This is a genomic window from Xanthomonas graminis pv. graminis, assembly GCF_030168915.1.
GTDB classification, from domain to species: domain Bacteria; phylum Pseudomonadota; class Gammaproteobacteria; order Xanthomonadales; family Xanthomonadaceae; genus Xanthomonas_A; species Xanthomonas_A translucens.
Genome location: NZ_CP076255.1, coordinates 2074871 through 2096491, shown reverse-complemented (window position 1 = coordinate 2096491; position 21621 = coordinate 2074871). Strand labels below are relative to the sequence as shown.

The 21621-nt window shown below is 69.7% G+C and carries 16 protein-coding genes and 1 tRNA gene; 5 read left to right on the top strand and 12 right to left on the bottom strand.

What is annotated here, in order from left to right; all coding sequences use genetic code 11:
* Positions 1 to 99 precede the first annotated feature (99 nt).
* The 3 genes from KHF85_RS09175 (at position 100) to KHF85_RS09165 (ending at position 3820) form a co-directional block, all read left to right on the top strand.
* On the top strand, positions 100 to 1323 hold the full coding sequence (locus KHF85_RS09175) for an ATP-binding protein (protein ID WP_284569323.1): 1224 nt from the start codon (positions 100 to 102) through the stop codon (positions 1321 to 1323).
* A complete protein-coding gene (locus KHF85_RS09170) occupies positions 1320 to 1886 on the top strand; it encodes a response regulator transcription factor (RefSeq protein ID WP_284569322.1) in 567 nt (188 codons plus the stop codon). Before KHF85_RS09175 ends, KHF85_RS09170 begins: the two co-directional genes overlap by 4 nt.
* A 143-nt stretch (positions 1887 to 2029) precedes the next feature.
* Positions 2030 to 3820 carry a sensor domain-containing phosphodiesterase gene (locus KHF85_RS09165; RefSeq protein WP_284569321.1) on the top strand — a complete coding sequence of 597 codons (1791 nt, stop codon included), beginning with the start codon at positions 2030 to 2032 and terminating at the stop codon, positions 3818 to 3820.
* A gap of 63 nt (positions 3821 to 3883) precedes the next feature.
* Here the strand turns inward: KHF85_RS09165 and KHF85_RS09160 are convergent, their stop codons facing one another.
* The 8 genes from KHF85_RS09160 to pcnB form a co-directional block, all read right to left on the bottom strand.
* Positions 3884 to 5446: a sodium/sugar symporter gene (locus tag KHF85_RS09160; RefSeq protein ID WP_284569320.1), complete on the bottom strand. Its 1563-nt coding sequence runs from the start codon at positions 5444 to 5446 to the stop codon at positions 3884 to 3886.
* 230 nt (positions 5447 to 5676) lie between these two features.
* Positions 5677 to 8274, bottom strand: coding sequence for a glycoside hydrolase family 3 protein (locus KHF85_RS09155; RefSeq protein ID WP_284569319.1), 2598 nt, complete (start codon positions 8272 to 8274; stop codon positions 5677 to 5679).
* A gap of 529 nt (positions 8275 to 8803) precedes the next feature.
* A complete protein-coding gene (gene pgi, locus KHF85_RS09150) occupies positions 8804 to 10318 on the bottom strand; it encodes a glucose-6-phosphate isomerase (RefSeq protein ID WP_284569318.1) in 1515 nt (504 codons plus the stop codon).
* Positions 10315 to 10695 (bottom strand): aspartate 1-decarboxylase, encoded by a 381-nt coding sequence (gene panD / locus KHF85_RS09145; RefSeq protein WP_003470181.1) that lies wholly within the window; start codon positions 10693 to 10695, stop codon positions 10315 to 10317. Before panD ends, pgi begins: the two co-directional genes overlap by 4 nt.
* Before the next feature lie 802 nt (positions 10696 to 11497).
* Entirely contained in the window at positions 11498 to 12337 is an 840-nt protein-coding gene (panC, locus tag KHF85_RS09140) for a pantoate--beta-alanine ligase (protein WP_009604067.1), read from the bottom strand.
* Entirely contained in the window at positions 12334 to 13152 is an 819-nt protein-coding gene (gene panB, locus KHF85_RS09135) for a 3-methyl-2-oxobutanoate hydroxymethyltransferase (RefSeq protein ID WP_284569317.1), read from the bottom strand. Before panB ends, panC begins: the two co-directional genes overlap by 4 nt.
* Positions 13153 to 13183: 31 nt before the next feature.
* Positions 13184 to 13696, bottom strand: coding sequence for a 2-amino-4-hydroxy-6-hydroxymethyldihydropteridine diphosphokinase (gene folK / locus KHF85_RS09130; protein WP_284569316.1), 513 nt, complete (start codon positions 13694 to 13696; stop codon positions 13184 to 13186).
* Positions 13693 to 15036, bottom strand: coding sequence for a polynucleotide adenylyltransferase PcnB (gene pcnB, locus KHF85_RS09125; RefSeq protein WP_237651029.1), 1344 nt, complete (start codon positions 15034 to 15036; stop codon positions 13693 to 13695). Before pcnB ends, folK begins: the two co-directional genes overlap by 4 nt.
* Positions 15037 to 15139: 103 nt before the next feature.
* On the opposite strand from pcnB, the gene KHF85_RS09120 reads away from it, so the two are divergent.
* A tRNA-Glu gene (locus KHF85_RS09120) sits at positions 15140 to 15214 on the top strand.
* A gap of 86 nt (positions 15215 to 15300) precedes the next feature.
* Here the strand turns inward: KHF85_RS09120 and KHF85_RS09115 are convergent.
* The 3 genes from KHF85_RS09115 to KHF85_RS09105 are packed head-to-tail and all read right to left on the bottom strand — an operon-like array spanning position 15301 to position 18018.
* Positions 15301 to 15861 carry a gamma carbonic anhydrase family protein gene (locus tag KHF85_RS09115; RefSeq protein ID WP_284569315.1) on the bottom strand — a complete coding sequence of 187 codons (561 nt, stop codon included), beginning with the start codon at positions 15859 to 15861 and terminating at the stop codon, positions 15301 to 15303.
* Positions 15858 to 16817, bottom strand: a complete 960-nt coding sequence (gene folE2, locus KHF85_RS09110) for a GTP cyclohydrolase FolE2 (RefSeq protein ID WP_284569314.1) — start codon at positions 16815 to 16817, stop codon at positions 15858 to 15860. The genes KHF85_RS09115 and folE2 overlap by 4 nt, the downstream gene beginning before the upstream one ends.
* Before the next feature lie 37 nt (positions 16818 to 16854).
* The gene (locus KHF85_RS09105) at positions 16855 to 18018 is read right to left on the bottom strand and encodes an N-acetylmuramoyl-L-alanine amidase (protein WP_284569313.1); all 1164 of its coding nucleotides are present in this window, start codon (positions 18016 to 18018) and stop codon (positions 16855 to 16857) included.
* 296 nt (positions 18019 to 18314) lie between these two features.
* Between KHF85_RS09105 and KHF85_RS09100 the strand changes: the two genes are divergently transcribed.
* Positions 18315 to 20201 carry a S53 family peptidase gene (locus tag KHF85_RS09100; RefSeq protein ID WP_284569312.1) on the top strand — a complete coding sequence of 629 codons (1887 nt, stop codon included), beginning with the start codon at positions 18315 to 18317 and terminating at the stop codon, positions 20199 to 20201.
* On the opposite strand, the gene KHF85_RS09095 is transcribed toward KHF85_RS09100, so the two are convergent.
* Positions 20111 to 21538: a sugar porter family MFS transporter gene (locus tag KHF85_RS09095; protein WP_284569311.1), complete on the bottom strand. Its 1428-nt coding sequence runs from the start codon at positions 21536 to 21538 to the stop codon at positions 20111 to 20113. The genes KHF85_RS09100 and KHF85_RS09095 overlap by 91 nt on opposite strands.
* Positions 21539 to 21621: the final 83 nt, after the last annotated feature.

The window sequence follows — 21621 nt, the reverse complement described above, 5'->3', positions numbered from 1 at the left end:
CGCGCCCCAGCCCATCGCGCTGCCGGGTTCAGCGGCGCGCCGGGCGCTGCGACGGTTTGTCGCAGACAGCCACGCGCGCCAGCGCATACGATGCGGGCCATGACTTCCACCGATGCCTCGTTCCTGCGCACCCTGTGCAGCCTGCGCTGGCTGGCCACCGCCGGGCAGGCGGCGACGATCCTGGTCGCGACCTGGGCGATGCGGCTGCCCTTGCCGCAGCTGCCGCTGTGGTCCGGCGTGGCCGCATTGGCCCTGTTCAACCTGTATGCGCAGCTGCGCCTGCGCCATGCCGACACCGCCGCGCCGGCCACCGCCTTCGGCCACATCCTGGTCGACGTGACCGTACTGACCTGGATGGTCGGCTGGAGCGGCGGCATCGGCAACGCCTTCGGCTCGCTGTTCCTGGTGCTGATCGCGCTGGCGGCGCTGGCCCTGCCGCTGCGCTGGGCGCTGGCGGTGGCGCTGGCCTGCGTGGCCGGCTACGCAGTCAGCGCGCTGTTCGGGCTGCCGCTGCCGCGCGGCCCGCAGCAGACCCTGGACCTGCAGCGCTGGGGCATGGCCGCCAACTTCCTGCTGTCCACCGTCGTGGTGCTGGTGTTCTCCACCCGCCTGGCGCTGTCGCTGCGCGAACGCGAACGCGAGCTGGCACTGCTGCGCGAGCGCTTCACCCGCAACGAGGGCATCGTCGCCCTGGCCACCCATGCCGCCTCGGTCGCGCACGAGCTGAACACGCCGCTGGCGACGATGACCCTGCTCACCGACGACATCGTCGAACAAAGCGCGCAGCCGGAACTGCGCGAGGACCTGGAAACCCTGCGCGAACTGCTGGTGCAGTGCCGCGAACGGGTGCTGGCGCTGGCCGCGCCGGCGCAGCGCCCCGGCGGCGGCACGGTGGCGCTGGCGCACGTGCTGCACCAGTGGCAACTGGTGCGCCCGACCGTGCAACTGCGCCGCAACGACGACGCGCCGCTGCAGCTGCGCATGGAGAGCGCGATCGGCCACCTGCTGCAGGTGCTGCTGAACAACGCCGCCGATGCCGGCGAACGCGCCGGCCATCCGCAGGTGGACCTGAGCGTGCGGGTCACCGGCAGCGAACTGGTCGGCGAGGTCCGCGACTACGGCGGCGGCTTCGACGCCAACCAGGTCGCGCTGCCGGCCACCCTGTTCCGCAGCGGCAAGCCCGACAGCATGGGCGTGGGCCTGGCGCTGTCGCACGCCACCATCGAACGCCTGGGCGGCGAACTGTGGACCCAGCCCGCGCCCGACCACGGCACGCGGGTCGGTTTCCGCCTGCCGCTGCTCGCCCTGGAGACGCCTGCATGAGCATCGACGCACCGCTTGGCCTGCTGGTCGACGACGACCCGCTGTACCTGCGCACCCTGCAACGCACCCTGGCCCGCCGCGGGCTGGAGACGCTGACCGCCGACAGCGGCACCACGGCGCTGGCGCTGGCTACAGCGACGCCGCCGGACTACGCGCTGATCGACCTCAAGCTCGGCGACGAGTCCGGCCTGGCGCTGATTCAGCCATTGCGCGCGATCCGTGCCGACATGCGCATCCTGCTGGTCACCGGCTACGCCAGCATCGCCACCGCGGTGGAGGCGATCAAGCTCGGCGCCGACGACTACCTGCCCAAGCCGGCCACGGTGCAGATGATCCTGCGCGCGCTGAGCCTGGAGGCGGAGCCTGCGGACGAGGACGATGGCATCGACCTGCCGGATGCGATGACCCCGCTGAGCCGCCTGCAGTGGGAACATATCCAGCAGGCCATGCACGAGACCGGCGGCAACGTCTCGGCCGCCGCGCGCCTGCTCGGCATGCACCGCCGCTCGCTGCAGCGCAAGCTGGCCAAGCGCCCCAGTCCGCAGCGCGAGCCGCCACGCTGAGCAGGCGCGAGCGGCATGTGCGGCAGCGTGATTGCCTCGGCGGCCTCCACATCGCCCTCACTTTCCCGACCGGAAGGTGTCGGCCAGGCGCGCATGTGGCCGCCAACGGTTCAAGTCGTGCGCCCGCGCGCCGCTAACCCGGCATGACTCCATCCTCTCCCCCACTGCCGCCCGACGAATCGAAGAGGCTGGCCAAGCTGCGCCAGCTGTGCCTGCTCGATACCCCGCCCGACCACGCCTTCGACCTGATCACCCAACTGGCCTCGCGCATCCTGCGCACCCCGATCGCGGTGGTCTCGCTGATCGACGAGCAGCGCCAGTGGTTCAAATCCAAGGTCGGCCTGGACGCGCCGCAGACGCCGCGCAGCCAGGCCTTCTGCGCGCATGCGATCCATAGCAACGAGCTGCTGGTCGTGGCCGACGCGCGGCAGGATCCGCGCTTTCGCGACAACCCGCTGGTCACCGGGCCGCCGTTCATCCGCTTCTACGCCGGCGCGCCGTTGCTGCTGGCCGACGGCACCGGCCTGGGCACGCTGTGCGTGATCGACACCGAGCCGCGCAACGAGTTCGATGCGCCATCGCGGCAGACCCTGCAGCAATTGCGCGATCTGCTGCTGTTGCGGATCGAGACCCTGAGCAAGACCGGCTACGTCGATGCCCTGACCGGCATGCCCAACCGCAGCCGCTTCAACGAAGACCTGACCATGTGGCTGTCGCTGCAGAGCACCGACCAGCACGACACCGCCGTGGCGATCGACGTCTGCGGCACCGAGTACTTCCGCAACATGGTCAAGGCATTGGGCTGGGAATACGCCGAGGGCTACCTGCTGGCCACCCGCGACCGCCTGCTGCACGCCCTGGAAGGGCTGCCGACCTACCGCATCGATACCACCAGTTTCGCCTTCGTCGTGCAGGGCGACGACCCCGCGCAGCTGGCACAGCGCTGCGAGCGCGTGTGCAGCGCCTTCGCCCAGGCGATCGAGCACCAGGGCATTCCGCACGCCGCAACCGCGTCGCTCGGCGCAGTGCGCCTGGACGGTGCGCTGAGCGCCAACCATACGCTGCGCTCGCTGACCACCGCGGTGGACATGGCGCGCCAGCGCGGCCTGCCGTGGAGCCTGTACGAGCGCAGCCACGACGCCAGCCAGCGCAACGCGTTCCGCATCCTGGCCGCGTTGCCGGAGGCGCTGGACGCACGCGAGCAGTTGAGCCTGCATTACCAGCCGCGGGTCAGCCTGCGCAGCGGCGAGTGCGTCGGCGTGGAGGCGCTGCTGCGCTGGCAGCATCCGCTGCTCGGCAATGTCGCGCCCAACGACTTCATCCCGCTTGCGGAAAAGACCGCGCTGATGAGCCGGGTCACCACCTGGGTGCTGCAGGCCGGCATCGCCCAGGCCGCGCTGTGGCAACGGCAAGGGCATCGCTTCAGCGTCTCGCTGAACGTGTCGGCGGTGGATCTGGAACGGGCCGATTTCATCGCCACGCTGCGCGAACTGCTGGCGCAACATGCGCTGGAACCGGGCCGCATCGAGATCGAGTTCACCGAAAGCGCGATGATCCGGCATCCGCAGCGCGTGGCCGAACAGCTGCAGGAGATCAGCGCGATGGGGGTGAAGATCGCCATCGACGATTTCGGCAGCGGCTACAGCAACCTCAGCTACCTCAAGCGCATCCCCGCCAACGCGCTGAAGATCGACCAGTCGTTCATCCGCTCGCTGCCGGACAGCCGCAAGGACTGCATGATCGTGCCGTCGATGATCCGGCTCGGCCACGACTTCGGCCAGCAGGTGGTGGCCGAAGGCATCGAGAGCGAGCAGATCTACGGCATGCTGCGCGAATGGGGCTGCGACGAGGGCCAGGGCTACTGGATCGCACGGCCGATGCCGGCGGCCGCGCTGGACGCCTGGCTGGCCACGCCCTGGCGCGCCCACGCCTGAGCGCGCGGGCGAACCCGCAGCGGCCGCGAACGCGCAGCCGCTGCGGCGACGCTCAGGTCGCGCTCACCAGAACACCGCGTACAGCGCGATCAGGATCGCGAGCACGCCCACCGCCCCGATCTTGAAGCCGAGCGTGGTGGCATAGCCGACGTCGTCGGTGCGGATCAGGTCGCGCGCCTGCGTGGCCGGGGTCAGCAGCGACACAACCACCGCCAGCACCAGCGCCGCCACGAACACCACGCCGATGCGGTCCATGAACGGCAGTTCCGGCCAGGCGAACTTGAGCGCGAACGACAGCGCCACCGAGCCGATCGCCGCGGTCAGCGCACCGGCCTCGTTGGCGCGCTTCCAGAACAGGCCGAGCATGAAGATCACCACCACGCCGGGGGTGAAGAAGCCAGTGAATTCCTGGATGAACTGGAAGCCCTGGTCGAAGTTGCCGAGCAGCGGCCGCGCAGTGAGGATGCCGACCAGCACCGACGTCACCGCGGCGATGCGGCCCACCCGCACCAGGTGCTTCTGTTCGGTCTGCGGGCGGAACTTGGCGTAGAAATCCAGGGTGAAGATCGTCGCCACCGAATTGATCTTCGACGCCAGCGAGGCCACGATCGCGGCCACCAGCGCGGCGAACACCAGGCCCAGGATGCCGCTGGGCAGCAGCTGCATCATGGTCGGGTAAGCCTGGTCGGGCTTGGCCAGGTCCGGCGCCAGCACCACCGCGGCGATGCCCGGCACCACGATCACCAACGGCATCAGCAGCTTCAGGAACGCGGCGAACACCATGCCCTTCTGCGCCTCGCCGAGGTTCTTGGCGGCCAGCGCACGCTGGATGATGTACTGGTTGAAACCCCAGTAGCTGATGTTCATCACCCACAGCCCGCCCAGCAGCACGCTCAGGCCCGGCAGATCCTTGTAGAACGGGTTGTCCTTGGACAGGATCATGTGGAAGTGCGCGGGGTGCGCGTTCCACAGTTGCTTGAACCCGGCCAGCACGCCGGCGCCGTCGCCGATGCGCGACAGGGTCAGCCCGGCCACCAGCAATCCGCCCAGCACCAGCAGGGTGACCTGCACGATGTCGGTCAGCGCCACCGCCTTGAGCCCGCCGTACAACTGGTAGACCAGCGCGAACACGCCGATCAGGGCGAGCGCCAGCGTCTGGTCCATGCCGGTGACCTGGCTCACCGCGATCGAACCCAGCCACAGGATCGAGGTCAGGTTGACGAACACGTACAGCAGCAGCCAGAACACGGCCATCAACGTGCGGATCCACTTGCCGTAGCGCTGCTCCAGGAACTGCGGCATGGTGTAAATGCCGTTGCGCAGGAAGATCGGCAGGAAGAACTTGCCGACGATCAGCAGGGTCAGCGCCGCCATCCATTCGTAGGACGCGATCGCCAGGCCGATCGCATAGCCGGAACCGGCCATGCCGATGATCTGCTCGGCGGAGATGTTGGCCGCGATCAGCGACGCGCCGATCGCCCACCACGGCAGGGTCTTGCCGGCCAGGAAGTAGTCCTCGGCGCTCTTGCTGTGCCCGGCCTTTTCCCGCGATACCCACTGCGCTAGCACGAAGATGCCCGTCAGGTAGACCACTACGATCACACTATCCAATGTCGCCAGACCCACTGCATTTCTCCCACGGGCCGAGGCCCTTTCGCCTGTTATCGATGCGCCCATCCGCACAGGACGGGCCTTGTCTTTGCATGGCCGAGCGCGACCGCGAGCGGTGTGCGCCGCGACTGGCGCTATCCGCCTTCGCCGCTGTCCCGGCATCCCGCCCTGCGCCGCTTGCGTCCGTCTTGGTCGCAGGCGACGCCATCCGGCGACGGCACCACTGCACTGTGCTCAGGCGCGCATCAGCGCACCGGGCAATCGACCACGCTCTGCGCGTCGTTGCTGGCGCCCAGCGCGATCCGCGACAGCGCCAGGTCCAGCGTGCCGTCGCTCTCGATCACCGGCAGCCGTTCCAGCCTGGACACGTCGGCGCCGGCGACGCTGAAACACTTCAACGGCACCCCCAGCGTGCGCCATTCGCCCTTGGGCAGCGCCGCCAAAGCCTTGCCCAGATCGACCTGCGCCGGCTTACAGCCATTACCGCAGGTCACGCCGATGCGGGTATCGCCGCTCGGCGCAGCGTCCACCTTCAGGGTCAGGATCAGCTGCACGTCGCCGTTGCTCTCGCGCGACACGTCCAGCGGCCTGGGCAGCACCAGCGCCATCCCCGCCTTGCCCTTGCCCGACCATTCCAGACGGCGCGCATCTTCCTGCGCCTTGTGATCGACCGAGGTCATCCTGAGCGACCCATCGGCCAGCGCCACCGGCGTCGTCACTGCCGGCAGATTGGCCTGGCTGGCGCCTTGCAGGATCATGGTGATGCCCGCCGCCGGCTTGCCGCGCTCGAAGTACACCCCGCCCACCGCCTGCGCACCTGACACGCCGGAGACTTCCGACAGCCGGATCAGATCGCCCTTGTCGGCAGAGCGCAGGCCATAGCCGAATGCGAACTGCGGGTTGTAGTTCTTCTGCCCGACGTTGTTGGCGTACTGGGTGGCGGTGCGCGGCCAGGAGAAGCTGAGCTTGCCGTGGAAATCGTACTGGATGCCGCCATCGGGCTTGCGCAGCAGCACGTCGGCGATGCCGCCGCCTTCCGACCCCGGCAGCCACGCGGCGACGAACGCATCGGCGGCATTGATCTCGCGGTTCACCCACAGCGGGCGCCCGCTCAGGAACACCGCCACCACCGGAATGCCCTCGGCCTTGAGCTTCTTGATCAGTTGCAGGTCGCTGTCGTCGCCGGGCTTGTACAGCAGCGTGGCGATATCGCCCTGGAATTCGGCGTACGGGTTCTCGCCGAACACCACCACCGCCACGTCCGGCTTGGTCTGGTACTTGCCGTCGATCGCCAGCTCGGCGCTGCCGCCGGCGGCCGTGACCTGCGCCTGCAGGCCTTCCCAGATCGTGTTGCCGTTCGGGTAATCGGCGCGCTTGGTGCCGGTACCCTGCCAGTTCAGCGTCCAGCCGCCGGACTGCTTGCCCATGTCGTTGGCGCCGTCGCCGGCGACCAGCACCTTGCTCTGCGGCTTCAGCGGCAACAGCTGCTTCTGGTTCTTCAGCAGCACCAGCGACTCGCGCACCGCCTGCCGCGCCACCGCGCGGTGCTCGGGCGCGCCAAGCAGTTCGAACTTGCCGCCGAGCGGGCGCTGCGACGGCTTGCCGGCCTCGAACAGGCCCAGCCGCAGCTTCACCCGCAGGATCCGCCGCACCGCATCATCCAGCCGCGTCATCGGGATCTCGCCCGACTTGACTGCCTTCAAGGCGCTCTCGTAATAGCCCTTCCAGCTGTCCGGCGCCATCAGCATGTCCACGCCGGCATTGAACGCGGCCGGGCAGTCGTCGTTGCGGCACCCCGGCACCTGGCCATGGCCGTTCCAGTCGCCGACCACGAAGCCGCCGAAATGCATCTGCCCCTTCAGCACCTCGGTCAGCATCGGCGTGTTGCCGTGCATCTTCACGCCGTTGAAGCTGTTGAACGAGGCCATCACCGTCTGCGCGCCGGCGGCGATCGCCGGCGGATAGCCGGCGCCGTGGATGTCGCGCAGCTGCTGCTCGCTGACCCGGGTATCGCCCTGGTCCTTGCCGTCGGTGGTGCCGCCGTCGCCGAGGAAATGCTTGACCGAGGCGATCACGTGCGAACCGTCGAGGAAGCCGGGCTGCCCGGGCACGCCCTGCAGGCCTTCGACCACCTTGCCGGCGAAACTGGCGACCACCTCGGGCGATTCGGAATAGCCCTCGTAGGTGCGGCCCCAGCGATCGTCCTGCGGCACCGCCACGGTCGGCGCGAAGGTCCACTCCATGCCGGTGGTGCGGGTCTCGGCGGCGGTGACCGCGCCGATCTTGCGCATCAGCTCCGGGTCGCGCGTGGCGCCCAGGCCGATGTTGTGCGGGAACAGCGTGGCGCCGACGATGTTGCTCTGCCCGTGCACCGCATCGATGCCGAAGATGATCGGGATCGCCAGGCCGCCGTTGCCCTTGTCCATCGACGCGGCGTAGTAGGCGTCGGCCAGCTTCAGCCATTCCCCCGGGCTGGCGTCGTACTTGCCGCCGGGATCGGAATTACCGCCGGCCAGCACCGAGCCGATGTGGTACTTGCGCACGTCGTCCGGGGTCATGCTGGCGATATCGCCCTGCACGATCTGCCCGACCTTCTGCTCCACCGTCATCTGCGCCATCAGCTTGGAAATGCGCGCCTCCAGCGCCGCATCGGCGGCCAGCGGCCAGACCGGCGACGGCCACAGCTGCGGATGGATCGCCGGCGGCGCGGCGGCGGCAGCGGCGGCGGTAGCCGGAGCCGATTGGCCGGGGCCGGCCGCGGCCAGCGCCAACAGGCCCAGCACGGCCGCGGTGGCCAGCGCATTGCGAATCGGCGCAGACACGCCAGCGGACTGTTTTTGCAAGGTCTTCCCTCCCAGGAACGGCAAACGCGCGACACACGGCGGCCGCGCTCCCCCCCGAGACGCGCGCTAGGCGCCTACGCTTCATTAATCGCCCCGATGCTGTCAACCATGCCGCGAGGTATGCCTGGCCCCGCTATGGATATCGGATTGCGCTATAGCGATGGAATACCGCGAACACCGATCCGATGCATGGCCGGGCGTTCGTCGTCCGCGTCCGCGGCAGAAGCGCCAGACCCACGTTGCTGCACCGCAACACCGGGCCGCTCGACGACTGCGCAAACTTCGCGGCGACGCCGCCGCGTCCCGACGCCGCTCCACAAGCATCGGCACGACCACATCCGGCGGCGGTCAGCGGCCGTTCTCGCTTCGGATGCGTGCAGCCGCGGGAACGGCGTAGGTTCGCCGCGGGCGCTTGGTCGGCGCAATGCCGCCGATCTCTCTGCGCGTTCTTGCATGGCAATGCAATCGCCCGCGAAGCAAAAAAGAACGGGGCCAGCAGGCCCCGTCGCATGGCAACCGCGTGCGCGCCTCAGCCGCGCAAGCGTGCCAGCACCGCGCGCGTCACCTGATCGGCGACTTCGGTGGTTTCGCCCTGCAGCGCCGGCAGCAGCTGGCTGGCCAGTTGCTTGCCCAGCTCCACGCCGAACTGGTCGAAGGCGTTGATGCCCCAGATCACCGACTGCACGTAGACGCTGTGCTCGTACATCGCGATCAGCGCGCCCAGCGCCTGCGGGGTCAGCGCGTCGAGCAGGATCAGCGTGCTCGGGCGGCCGCCGGGGTAGTCGCGGTGCGGGTCGTCGCTGCCCTGCCCGTTGGCCAGCGCCTCGGTCTGCGCCAGCAGATTGGCCAGCAGCGCCTGGTGGTTGACCGTGTACGGATCGTCGTTGTGGATGCAGCCGATGAAATCGGCCGGCACGATGCTGGTGCCCTGGTGCAGCGCCTGGAAGAAGCTGTGCTGCACGTCGGTGCCGGCACCGCCCCACCACACCGGCACGGTATCGGCCTGTACCGGGCTGCCGTCCAGGCGCACGCGCTTGCCCAGGCTCTCCATCACCAGCTGCTGCAGGTAGGCCGGCAGCAGCGCCAGGCGCTGGTCGTAGGTCATCACCGCCTGCGTGGCGTAGCCGAGCGCGTTGCGGTTCCACAGCGTGGTCAGCGCATGCAGCACCGCCACGTTGCGCGGCAGCGGCGCGCTCAGCGCGTGTGCGTCGAATTGCGCGGCGCCGGCCAGCAGTTGCTCGAAGCCGTCGGCGCCGATCGCCAGCGCGATCGGGAAGCCCACCGCCGACCACAGCGAGTAGCGCCCGCCGACCCAGTCCCACATCGGCAGCACGCGGCTGGCGGCAATGTCGAAGGCCTTGGCGGCGCGTTCGGGATTGGCGCTGACCGCATACAGGCGCGCGCTGCCGCCGAGCCAGTCGCGCAGGATCTGGCCGTTGAGCAGGGTTTCCTGGGTGCCGAAGGTCTTGGAGATCAGCACGCCGGCGGTGCGCGCCGGATCCAGCGTAGCCAGCGTGCGCTGCATCGCCGCGCCATCGACGTTGGAGACGAAATGCACGCGGAAACGCGCGCCGTCAACCGGACGCAGCGCGTCGGCGACCAGCCGCGGGCCCAGGTCGGAACCGCCGATGCCGACGCTGACGATGTCCGTGACCTCGGTCTGCGCCAGTGCGTCGATCAGCGCGCGCATGCGCTGCTGCACGTCGCGCGCGCTGGCGTTGGCGTCGGCCGCGACCGGCGCGCCGCTGAGCTCGCCGCGCAGCGCGGTATGCAGCGCGGCGCGGCCTTCGGTGACATTGACCGTCTCGCCGCGGAACAGGCGCTGGAACGCGCCGGCCACGTCGTGCGCGGCGGCCAGCGCCAGCAGCGCGTCGAGCGCGGCACGGTCGTATGTCTGCCGCGCGAAGTTGAAGTACAACGGCCCGACCTGCAGCGCCAGGTCGTCGACCCGGCCCGGCTCGGCGGCCAGCAGTTCGGGAAGGCGCGCCCCGCGCAAGCGCTGGGCGTGGGCGTGCAGTGCGTCGAAACCGTTGGACTGTGTCATGCGGCCTGCTTCGGGATGCTGTGGTTGGTATGGGTGATCTTGTTGGCGCCGTCCACGTAGACCAGGGTCGGCTGGAAGCGCGCGGCTTCCTCTTCGCTCATGCCGGCGAAGGCGGCGATGATGATCAGGTCGCCGACCTGCACGTGGCGCGCGGCGCCGCCGTTGAGCGAGACGATGCCGCTGCCTTCGTCGGCGCGGATCGCATAGGTGCTGAAGCGTGCGCCGTTGGTGACGTCCCAGATGTGCACCTGCTCGAACTCGCGGATGCCGGTGGCGTCCAGCAGCAATCCGTCGATGGCGATCGACCCTTCGTAATTGAGCTCCGAATGGGTGACGGTGGCGCGGTGGATCTTGGTCTTCAACAGGCTCAGCTGCATGCTTGCGGTACTGCGGTGAGGAAAGAAGCGCAGTTTAGCAGCCGAGGGGTTAAGCGGCAGTGGCAGCAAGGGTGGGCGGTACGTCTGCGGCGTTGTCCGGCGTGCGTCTTGGCATGCCCGCCACAGGACATGGCTTGACCGCTTGATGCGGCACTGTGCGATGCGAGCTCTGCCAACCATGGCCGGCAGAGCGGCGCATCCCGCGGTTGCCGATGGCATCGCGAAGCGGCGGTTCTGACGGCTTCGGACAGCCTCGGGGCTGAAGCCCCTCCTACAGTGCACCCAGCCGGCTCGCCGCAAGCCCCTGTAGGAGCGGCTTCAGCCGCGACGAACGAAGCGGCAGGTTCGACGGCTTCGGACACAGTCGGGGCTGAAGCCCCTCCTACAGTGCACCCAGCCGGCTCGCCGCAAGTCCTGTAGGAGCGGCTTCAGCCGCGACGAACGAAGCGGCAGGTTCGACGGCTTCGGACACAGTCGGGGCTGAAGCCCCTCCCACAGTGCACCAGCCGGCTCGCCGCAAATCCCTGTAGGAGCGGCTTCAGCCGCGACGAACGAAGCGGCAGGCTCGACGGCTTCGGACACAGTCGGGGCTGAAGCCCCTCCTACAGTGCACCCAGCCGGCTCGCCGCAAGTCCTGTAGGAGCGGCTTCAGCCGCGACGAACGAAGCGGTGAGCTCGACAGCACCCCTGTGGGAGCGACTTCAGTAGCGACGCGCGAAGCCAACCGGCGACCCAGCACCCTCGAGCGCATTCGGCACATTGCCGGCGCCGGCGCCGCGACAGCCGCAATCCGCTGCCGCGCTCAGAACTCCAGATTGTCGATCAACCGGGTGCGCCCCAGCCGCGCGGCGATCAAGGCCACGCGCGGGCCTTCCTGGTCCTGCGGCTCGCTCAGGTCGGGCAGGCGCAGCACGGTGTAATCGACCTCGAAGCCGGCGGCCTGCAGCTGCGCGCTGGCGGCCGCCTCGATCTCGGCGCGCGGACGCCCGGCGCCATGGCCGTCGCGCATCGCCAGCAGGGTCTGGCGGATCTGCGCCGCGCGCGGCCGCTCCTCGGCCGACAGGTACTGGTTGCGCGAGCTCATCGCCAGGCCGTCGGCCTCGCGCACGATGCCCCCGCCCAGGATCTCGATCGGGAACGCCAGGTCGGCGACCATCTGCCGGATCACCGCCAGTTGCTGGTAGTCCTTCTTGCCGAACGCAGCCAGGTCCGGCTGCACCTGGTTGAACAGGCGCGCGACCACGGTGCACACGCCGTCGAAATGCCCCGGACGGCAGGCCCCTTCCAGCACTTCGCTGACCCCGGGCGTGTGCATGCGCAGCGCCAGCTCCACGCCCAGCGGGTACATGCTCTCCACCGTCGGCAGCCACAGCACGTCGCAGCCGGCGCCTTCCAGGCCGCTGGTGTCGGCTTCGGGCGTGCGCGGGTAGCGGGTGAAGTCCTCGTTCGGGCCGAACTGGGTAGGGTTGACGAACACGCTGGACACCACCCGGTCGGCGTACTGCCGGGCCAGCATCACCAGCGAGAAATGCCCGGCATGCAGGTTGCCCATGGTCGGCACGAAGGCCACCCGCAGGCCCTGCCGCTTCCAGCCGGAAACGGTGGCACGCAGCCGCGCCAGGTCGGTGAGGGTGTCGATCATTTGGCGTAGGCGTGTTCGGCGTCGGGGAAGGTGCCGGCGCGCACCGCGTCGGCGTAGGCGCGCACCGCGCCGGCGATGGAACCGCCTTCGGCCAGGAAATCCTTGACGAAGCGCGGCCGCCGGTGGCCGCTGTCCAGGCCCAGGAAGTCGTGCAGCACCAGCACCTGGCCATCGCAGTCGGGACCGGCGCCGATGCCGATGGTGGGGATCTCCACTTCGGCGGTGATCCGCGCCGCCAGCGGCGACGGCACGCATTCGAGCACCAGCAGCGCGGCGCCGGCCGCGGCCGCCGCCTTGGCGTCGGCGAGCAGTTTGGCCGCGGCGGCTTGCTCGCGGCCCTGGATCTTGTAGCCGCCGAAGGTCAGTACCGACTGCGGGGTCAGGCCCAGGTGCGAACACACCGGGATGTCGCGCTCGCTGAGGAAGCGGATCACCTCCAGCTTGTGCCCGGCGCCCTCCAGCTTGACCATCTCCGCGCCGGCCTGCAGCAGCCGGGTCGCCGCGTCCAGCGCGCGCTCGGGGGTGGCGTCGGACTGGAACGGCAGGTCGGCCACCAGCAGCGCGCGCTGCAGCACCCGCGCCACCGCAGCGGTGTGGTAGACGATGTCGTCCACGGTCACCGGCAGGGTCGAATCGTGGCCCTGCACCACCATGCCCAGCGAATCGCCGATCAGGATCAGGTCCACGCCGTTGGCCTCGAACACGCGTGCGAAGCCGGCGTCGTAGGCGGTCAGCATCACCAGTTTCTGCTGGCGGCGCTTGGCCTCGGCCAGGGCGGGAACGGTCCAGGGCTTGCTATCGGCGTGGCTGCTCATAAGCTCATGCGGTGCGGTGATAAGCCGGGCATTATCTACCGATTGCCACGATCCCGTCGGTTTCGCTGCGGTCGCTGACGTCACGCACCGTTCCATGGCCCAGGATGGTCGCCTCGGCGGCGATCTCGGCCAGCGGCAGCAAGGCGAAGCCGCGCTGGTGCAGGTGCGGGTGCGGCACCTGCAACCCGGGCAGGTCGATCACCGCCTCGGCGTACAGCAGCAGGTCCAGGTCCAGGGTGCGCGGCCCCCAGCGCTCGCCGGGGATGCGCTGGCGGCCGTGGCGGGCTTCCAGCGCCAGCAGCGCCTGCAGCAGGTCCGGCGCCGGCAGCGCGGTGCTGAGCACCGCCGCGGCATTGATGAAATCCGGCTGCGCCTGGTTGCCCCAGGCCGGGCTGCGGTACAGCTGCGAGGCGCGCAGCAGGCGCGTGTGCGGCAGCGTGTCCAGCGCGGCGATGGCCGCGCGCAGGGTCGCGACCGCATCGCCTAGGTTGCCGCCCAGGCCGATGCAGGCCTGCACCGGCGCGGGACCGAGCGCGGCGCTCACTCGGCCGGTGCGGCGGCATCCGGACGCCGGCGCCGGCGCCGGCGGCGCTTGGGGGTTTCCTCGCTGTCGGCCGGGGCCATCGCCACCTCGTCGCCGACGTAGTCGATCTCCGGGTCGAAGCCGCGCGGCGGCGGCGCATAGCCGGGCTGCTGCTGCAATTCGCGCCAATAGGCGATGTCGGCCTCGTGCTCGGCCGAGGCCGACTGGCGCAGGATCAGGAAATCGAACGCGGCGCGGAAGCGCGGATGCGACAGCGTGCGCACCACCCGCTTCTTCTGCCGCGAGGTGAAGCGCGACTGCAGCAGCCAGATCTCCTGCATCGGCAGCGAAAAGCGCCGCGGCAGCGCGACCGTGCTCAGCTGGTGCAGGGTCACCCGGTCGGCGGCGCGACGCTGCGCTTCTTCCAGCTGCATGCCCTGCTTCTGCAGCGCCATCAGCGCGCGGCAGTAGGCCGGCCACAGCAGCAACGCGAACAGGAACGCCGGCGACACCGGCTCGTCGTTGGCCACCCGCGCATCGGTGTTGCGCAGGCCTTCGATCAACATCCGCCGCAGCGCGCCGCTGCGGTTGGAATGCAGCGCCGCGGCGCTTTCCGGGAACAGCGCGGCGAGCAGGCCGTAACGCTCCAGGCCTTCGAAGCTGGCCACGCCGTCGCCGGACAGGAACAGCTTGAGCACTTCCTCGAACAGCCGTGCCGGCGCCGCTTCGGCCAGCAGCCCGGCCAGGCGCGGGATCGGCTCGGCGGTGCTCGGCTCGATCTCGAAGTCCAGCTTGGCGGCCAGGCGCACCGCACGCAGCATGCGCACCGGGTCTTCGCGATAGCGCTGCTCGGGATCGCCGATCATGCGCATCAGCCGCGCCTGCACGTCGGCGAAGCCGCCGGTGTAGTCGCGTACCGAGAAATCCTCGATCGCGTAGTACAGCGCGTTGCAGGTGAAGTCGCGGCGTACCGCGTCGTCCTCGATGCTGCCGTAGACGTTGTCGCGGACCAGGCGCCCGTTGTCGAGCTCGCGGTCGCCGCTGCCGTCGTCGACGTTGGCGCGGAACGTGGCGACTTCGATGATCTCGCGGCCGTACACCACGTGCGCCAGGCGGAAGCGGCGGCCGATCAGGCGGCAGTTGCGGAACAGCTGCTTGACCTGCTCGGGGGTGGCGTCGGTGGCGACGTCGAAGTCCTTGGGCTGCAGCTCGACCAGCAGGTCGCGGACCGCGCCGCCGACCAGGTACGCGCCGAAGCCGGCTTCGCGCAGCCGGTACAGCACGCGCAACGCATTGGGACTGATGTCCTTGCGCGAGACGTTGTGCTGATCGCGCGGGATCAGTTGCAGGGTGAACGGCACAGGAACTGGCGGATTGATGATGGCGCTTCCGTATCGAGTTGCGGGATTGCCGCCGGGCGGCTAGCCCCATATACTAGCGCCCTGCAATCGATGCGACCAACCTGCTCCCTTCGTCTAATGGTTAGGACGTGGCCCTCTCAAGGCTAAAACAGGGGTTCGAGCCCCCTAGGGAGCACCATCGCCGCCTCGCCTGCAGCGAAAACCACAAAAGCCCCGCCCTGGCGGGGCTTTTGCGTTGTGGGGCCGGCCCCGGACCGGGTGCGCTCACCACTGGTTGCGCAGGCGCCGGTAGCCCTCGACCAGGCGGATGTTGGTCGCGGCCACCTCCTCAGAGAATTCGCTGGCCGCGACGCTGACCCGCGCGATCTTCGACAGGTCGGTGCGCGGCCCGATGCGCTCGGTCGAGGGCACATAGAACCCCGGCGGCAGATCGCAGCCGTCGACCACGGCGTTGTGCCGGACCACGCAGCCGTCGCCGACCTCGCAGTTGAACAGCACGCTGTTGAAGCCGATGAACACGCGCTCGCCGACCGTGCACGGCCCGTGCACGATGGCGCGGTGCGCGATCGAGGTGCGCGCGCCGATCAGCACCGCCGCGCCGGCCTTGGAATGGATCACCACCCCGTCCTGGATATTGGCGTAGGCACCGATGTGGATCGGCTCGATGTCGCCGTCGGCGGTGGTCTCGTCGGCGCGGATCACCGCATACGGGCCGATGAACACGTGCGCGGCGACGATCACCCGCCCGCACAGGATGGCGGTGGGATCGACGAACGCGCTCTCGTCGACCACCGGCAGGTCGCCGCGCGGATTGCACCGGATCATCGGGCGCCCTCGCCCGCCGCGAACGGGTCCGGATCGCCGGATCCGCGCTCGGGAGCCACGGCCTCGGCCACCGCGTCGTGCGGGTGCAGACTCTCCAGGTGCCGCACCTGCACACGCACGCCCTGGTAGCGCGCGCCCAGCGCCTGCTGCAGGCGCCGCGCCGCATCTTCCACGTACATCAGGTTGGCGCCATTGAGGCGGGCGAAGGCCTGTTCGTCGGCGCGCCGCACCGCGGCCTGCACCGGCGTGGCCAGGGCCTGTTCCGCCAGTTCGATCAGCGCGTCAAGGTCGAAGCGCACTGCGCGCGGCGACACCGCCACCCGCAGCGTGGCGATGCTGCGCTGGCTGTGCGGGGTGGCATGGCTGCCGTGCTGCAGCAGCCAGTCCGCCACGGCCTCGCGCTGCAGCGACGGCTGCGCGGCATGCTGCTGCAGGAACGCCGCGCTGAGCAGTTGCCGCGCCAGCGCCGCCGAGCACGGACAGGTCGAGGAATAGAGCACGTCCACGGCGACCTGCACGCGCACGCTGGCGCCGCGCAGCACCGCGTCGATCCGCAGCGGATACGCCTTCCAGCCCGCCAGTCCTTCGCTGCGCAACGCCGGGCTGCGCCGCAGCAGCGACAGGCGCAGCGATACCCGCGCCGCGCTGGAGGCGCAATCGGCATGGCTGTGCACCATCGCGCGCAGCAGCTGCGCCAGCAACGACGGCGACAGTGGCTGCTGCGCGTAGTCGTCCAGCAGCCGGTACAGCCGCGACATGTGGATGCCCTTGACCTGCACCGCCGGCAGATCGACGTGCAGCGCCGCCTGCGCCGGCAGAGCGTCGCTGGCGACCGCATCGCACAGGCGGATCGGCAGGGCGATGCCGTCCATGCCGACCCATTGCAGCGGCGCGGCGATCGTGGAGGGTTCGCTGCTCGCGATGTCGGGCAACGGCGATTGCCTGGGCAGGTTCATTGGAGGGGCAAGGGCCAGTGGAGGGGAACGCAGCGGCTCAGGCATGCACCGGGAACGCCTGGAAGTAATCGTCGATGCCCAGTTGCAGCGACTGCGCCAGTTCTTCCTGGTGGCGGTCGCTGACCAGCCGGCGGCAATCGTCGGCGTTGCTCATGAAGCCGGTCTCGACCAGCAACGACGGGATGTCCGGCGATTTGAGCACCGCGAAGCCGGCCTGGCCGACCTCGCCCTGGTGCAACCGGGTGACCTGCTGCAGGCGCCCGAGCATGCGCTTGCCGAACTGCAGGCTGGTGGCGATGGTGCCGCTCATCGACAGGTCCACCAGCACCTTCGACAGCACCGGGTCCTTTTGCCGCAAGTAGCGCTCGGCGACGTTGCCGTACTGGTCGGCGCTGTTTTCGCTGTCGGCGATCCAGCGCGCCAGCGCCGAGCTGGCGCCGTTCTCCGACAGCGCGTACACCGAGGCACCCTGCGCGCTGCGGTTCGGCGCGGCGTCGGCATGGATCGACACGAACAGGTCGGCCTTGCGCTGATGCGCGATCACCACCCGCTCGTGCAGCGGCACGAAGCGGTCGTCGCTGCGGATCAACGTCGGCCGATAGCGCGGGTCGGCCTGCAGCACCTGGTGCAGGCGCCCGGCCACGCCCATCGCCACGTGCTTCTCGTAGCGGGCGTCGGCGCTGACCGCGCCTGGGTCCTTGCCGCCATGGCCGGCGTCGATGGCGACCACGCGCGGCCGCGACGACAGCGCGATCGACGTGCGCGGCGGCACCACCAGCGTGGCCGCAGCCGCAGCCGGATCGACCGGGCCGAGGTCGAGCAGCAACTGCGGCGGCATCGCCGCCTCGCCGGTGTCCCAGCGCGCGCTGGCCGCCACCGGCCGGCGTAGCTCCAGCACGATGCGCACACCATCGTCGCGCGCGCCGCTGCGGATCGCGCTGACCACCGTGCCGGGTTGCGGCGTCGGCAGCGGCGGCAGCGGCGCCGCGGCCACGGGCAGATCGATCACCAAGCGCTCCGGATCGGACAGCGCGAACAGCCGATAAGCCACCGTCGCCTGCAGTTGCAGGCGCAGGCGCAGGCGGCCCGCCTCGGTTTCCAGGGCGCAGGCGCTCAGCTGGATCGGTGTGCCGGCGCTGGCGAACGCCGGCGCCAGCAGCAGGGTCGAGCCGGCCAGGCGTAGCCACTGGCGCCGGTTCATGCGCCGCTGCCGACCGCGGCAAGGCGCGGCCTGGACGTAGCGCCGGGAGCATTAGCAAAACAAAGGTGACCGCACACGGCACTGCTCCACGGTATTGATTATGTTATAAAGTAACATAACTTGCCGCGTCGCACCATCGACACCGGCCTGCAAGCAGGCGCGCGTAGACAACTTCCAGGATCGCCGAGCCACGCTCCCGACGGCGTGGTCCACTCGGCGCCCTCCCCCAGCACTGGAAGAACCACGTCATGCCCGCTCCACGTCGCACTCCCCTGACAATCGGCGCGCTCTGCGCCATGGCCGCCGTCACCGCCGCGGCACCCGCCGCCGCCTCGCACGCGCGCGGATGGTCCGACACCGGCACCCGCAGCCAGATCGAGAACGGACAGCCGCGGGCGCGGCCGGAGCGCGCGGTGGCGCTGCAGCCGGCGCCGCCGCAGATGCCGCTGCACATCGGCATCGTGCTCAGGCCGGCCGACAGCGCCGCCCTGCAGCAGGCCAGCGCCGCGCTGCTGGCGCGCGGCGCGGCCGATCCCACACTGCAGGCGCACCTCAAGGCGCGCGCGGCGCCGAGCGCGGCGCACCTGCGGCAGGTGCAGGACTATCTGCTGGGCAAGGGCATCACCGACATGCGGATCGCCGGCAACGGCAGCCTGATCCTGGCCACGGCCAGCGTCGCGGCGGTCCAGGCCGCATTCGCTGTCTCGATCCGCACCTATCAGGCCGACGGCAGCACGTTTTACCTCAACGACGGCGCGGCCAGGGTTCCGGCCGCGCTGGCCGGCGTGGTCGGCGGCGTGCTCGGCCTGGACAACGTGCGCGGCGCCGCAGTGCCGCAGGCCGCGCCGCACGTCCAGGAGCGAAGTGCGGCCGCCGACAGCCAGCGCAGCGACGCGCAGTCCACGCGCGGGCCGATGGCGGTGCACCATGCAGTGGAGGATTTGCCAGCGCTGTACAACGCCTCTGCGCTGCCGATCGCCTCCGGCACCACCGCCGCGATCGTGGCGGTGGGCAACCTGGACAGCACCCTCGCCCACCTGCGCAGTTTCCAGCGCAAGCACAACCTGCAGACCAGGGTCACGGTGATCAAGACCGCCGACCCGACAGCGGCCGGCTACGCCGACAGCAGCGACGAGATCGAATGGGAGATGGACACGCAACTGCTGCTGGGCAGCGCCGGCGGCCTGGACAACCTGGTCATCTACGACCTCCCCGACTTCCTGTGGACCAGCCTGATCGAGGGCCTTCAACGCGCCGCCGACGACAATGCGGCCAGCCTGGTCAGCATGTCCATCTACGCCCGCGAGGATTCCGCGTCCGACGATATCGAGCAGGCATTGAACGCCGCGCTCAACCAGGCGGTCGGCAACGGCCAGAATTTCCTGGTCTGCAGCGGCGACGACGGCATCTACACGCCGTTCAGCGCGGCCAGCAGCCCGCCCTACTATCCCAGCCTGCAAGGCAGGCCGCAGCAGCGCGCAGTGGCGCTGCCGGCGAGCCACCCGTATGCGATCGCGGTGGGCGCCACCGAGCTGCGCAGCGCGGCCAATTCCAGCAGCACCTATGTGGACGAGAGCGTCTGGAATGCCCGGCGCGGCAAGCAGATCAGCCAGGGCGGCCTGAGCAAGCGCTATGCCGCCCCCAGCTGGCAGCAGCGCACGATTCCCGACATCGTCGGCAACGGCTACCGCGCCGTGCCGGACGTCAGCTTCAACGGCTCTGCCAACAGCAGCGCGATGATCCTGAGCAGCGACGCCAACGGCCAAGAGACCGAAGAATACGTCTACGGCAGCAGCGCCGCGACGCCGACCTTCGCCGGCCTGCTGGCCAGGCTCGAGCAGGCCAACGGCCACAGGCTCGGCTTCATCGCCCCTGCGCTGTATGCCTATGCCAAGGGCGCCGTCGGCAACCGCCACGACGTGCTGCAAGGCGACAACGGTCTGTATGCGGACGGCTACAGCGCCGCAAGCGGCTTCGACCCTGGCGTCGGGCTGGGGCAGCATCGACATGCTGGCATTCGGCCGCTACCTGCAGTCGCACTGAACCCGACGCGGCAGCCGGCGCGCATCGCGGCGCGCCGGCGGCGCGCGGCTCAGCCCTGCATCTGCTCCAGCTCGCGGCCCTTGGTCTCGTACACGTACTTGAGCACGAAGAACACCGAGACGAACGCGGCCACGGTGTAGATGCCGTAGGCGCCTGCCAGGCCGATGCTGCCGAGCAGGATCGGGAACGACACGGTGATGGCGAAGTTCGAGGTCCACTGCGCCGCGCCCGCCACCGCCAGGCCGGAGCCGCGGATCTGGTTCGGGAACATCTCGCCCAGCATCACCCACATCACCGGGCCCCAGGACATGTTGAAGAAGATCACGTAGACGTTGGCCGCGACCAGCGCCAGCCGGCCCATGCCCGGCGACATCGCCAGCTTGCCCGCCGCGTCCAGCGAAGCGCTGGCGAAGGCCAGGGTGACCAGCGCCAGCGACACCGCCATGCCGGCCGAACCGATCCACAGCAGCGGTTTGCGCCCGATCCTGTCGATCAGCAGCACCGTGATCAGGCAGGCGCCGATGCTCAGCGCGCCGGACAGCACGTTGATCAGCAGCGAATCGCTTTCGGAGAAGCCCACCGCCTGCCACAGCACCGCGCCGTAATAGAACACCACGTTGATGCCGACCAGCTGCTGGAACGTGGCCAGGCCGATACCGATCCATACGATCGGACGCACCTTGCCGGTGACCTTGCTGACCAGGTCCGACAGCTTCGGCTTGTGCTGGTCGGCGGCCAGCGAGGCGGAGATCTCGGTCAGCTTGGCGTTCGCCTCGCGCAGGCCGTAGAGCCGGGTCAGCACCGCCAGCGCATCCTCGCGGCGGCCCTTGACCACCAGGTAGCGCGGGCTCTCCGGGATCGCCAGCAACAGCAGCAGGAACAGCAACGACGGGAACGCCTGCATCCAGAACATCCAGCGCCACGCGGCCTGGCCCAGCCACAACGGCTCGGTCGAGGCGCTGGCCAGCTTGACCAGCACGTAGTTGCTCAGGAACGCGGTGAACAGGCCGCTGATGATCGCGATCTGCTGCACCGTGGCCAGGCGCCCGCGGTAGCGCGCCGGCGCGACCTCGGCGATGTAGGCCGGCGACATCACGCTGGCCGCGCCGACCGCGAAGCCGCCCATGACCCGGGCGAAAACGAAGAACATCGAACTGTGCGAGGCGCCGGCGCCGAGCGCCGACAGCAGGAACAGCACCGCGGAGATGATCAGCACCGCACGGCGACCGAGGCGGTCGGCCAGCCAGCCAGCGAAGAACGCGCCGAACGCGCAGCCCAGCAGCATCGAGGCGACCTCGAAGCCGGTACCGGCGGCGCTGGAATGGAAGGTCTGCTTGAGGCCGTCGACGGTGCCGTTGATCACGCCGCTGTCGAAGCCGAACAGGAAGCCGCCGATGGTGGCGACGCAACTGATGAGGATGATGAGACGCGTGTTTTCGCCTGCGCCCGGGGCGCGGTCTAGGGATACGCTGGACATTGAGTCACCTGGTGTCGTGCAGAAAGGAAGGCAGCCATCGGGGGATGGACAGCACGGCCGGCGGCAAGGGTGGCGCCGGCCGT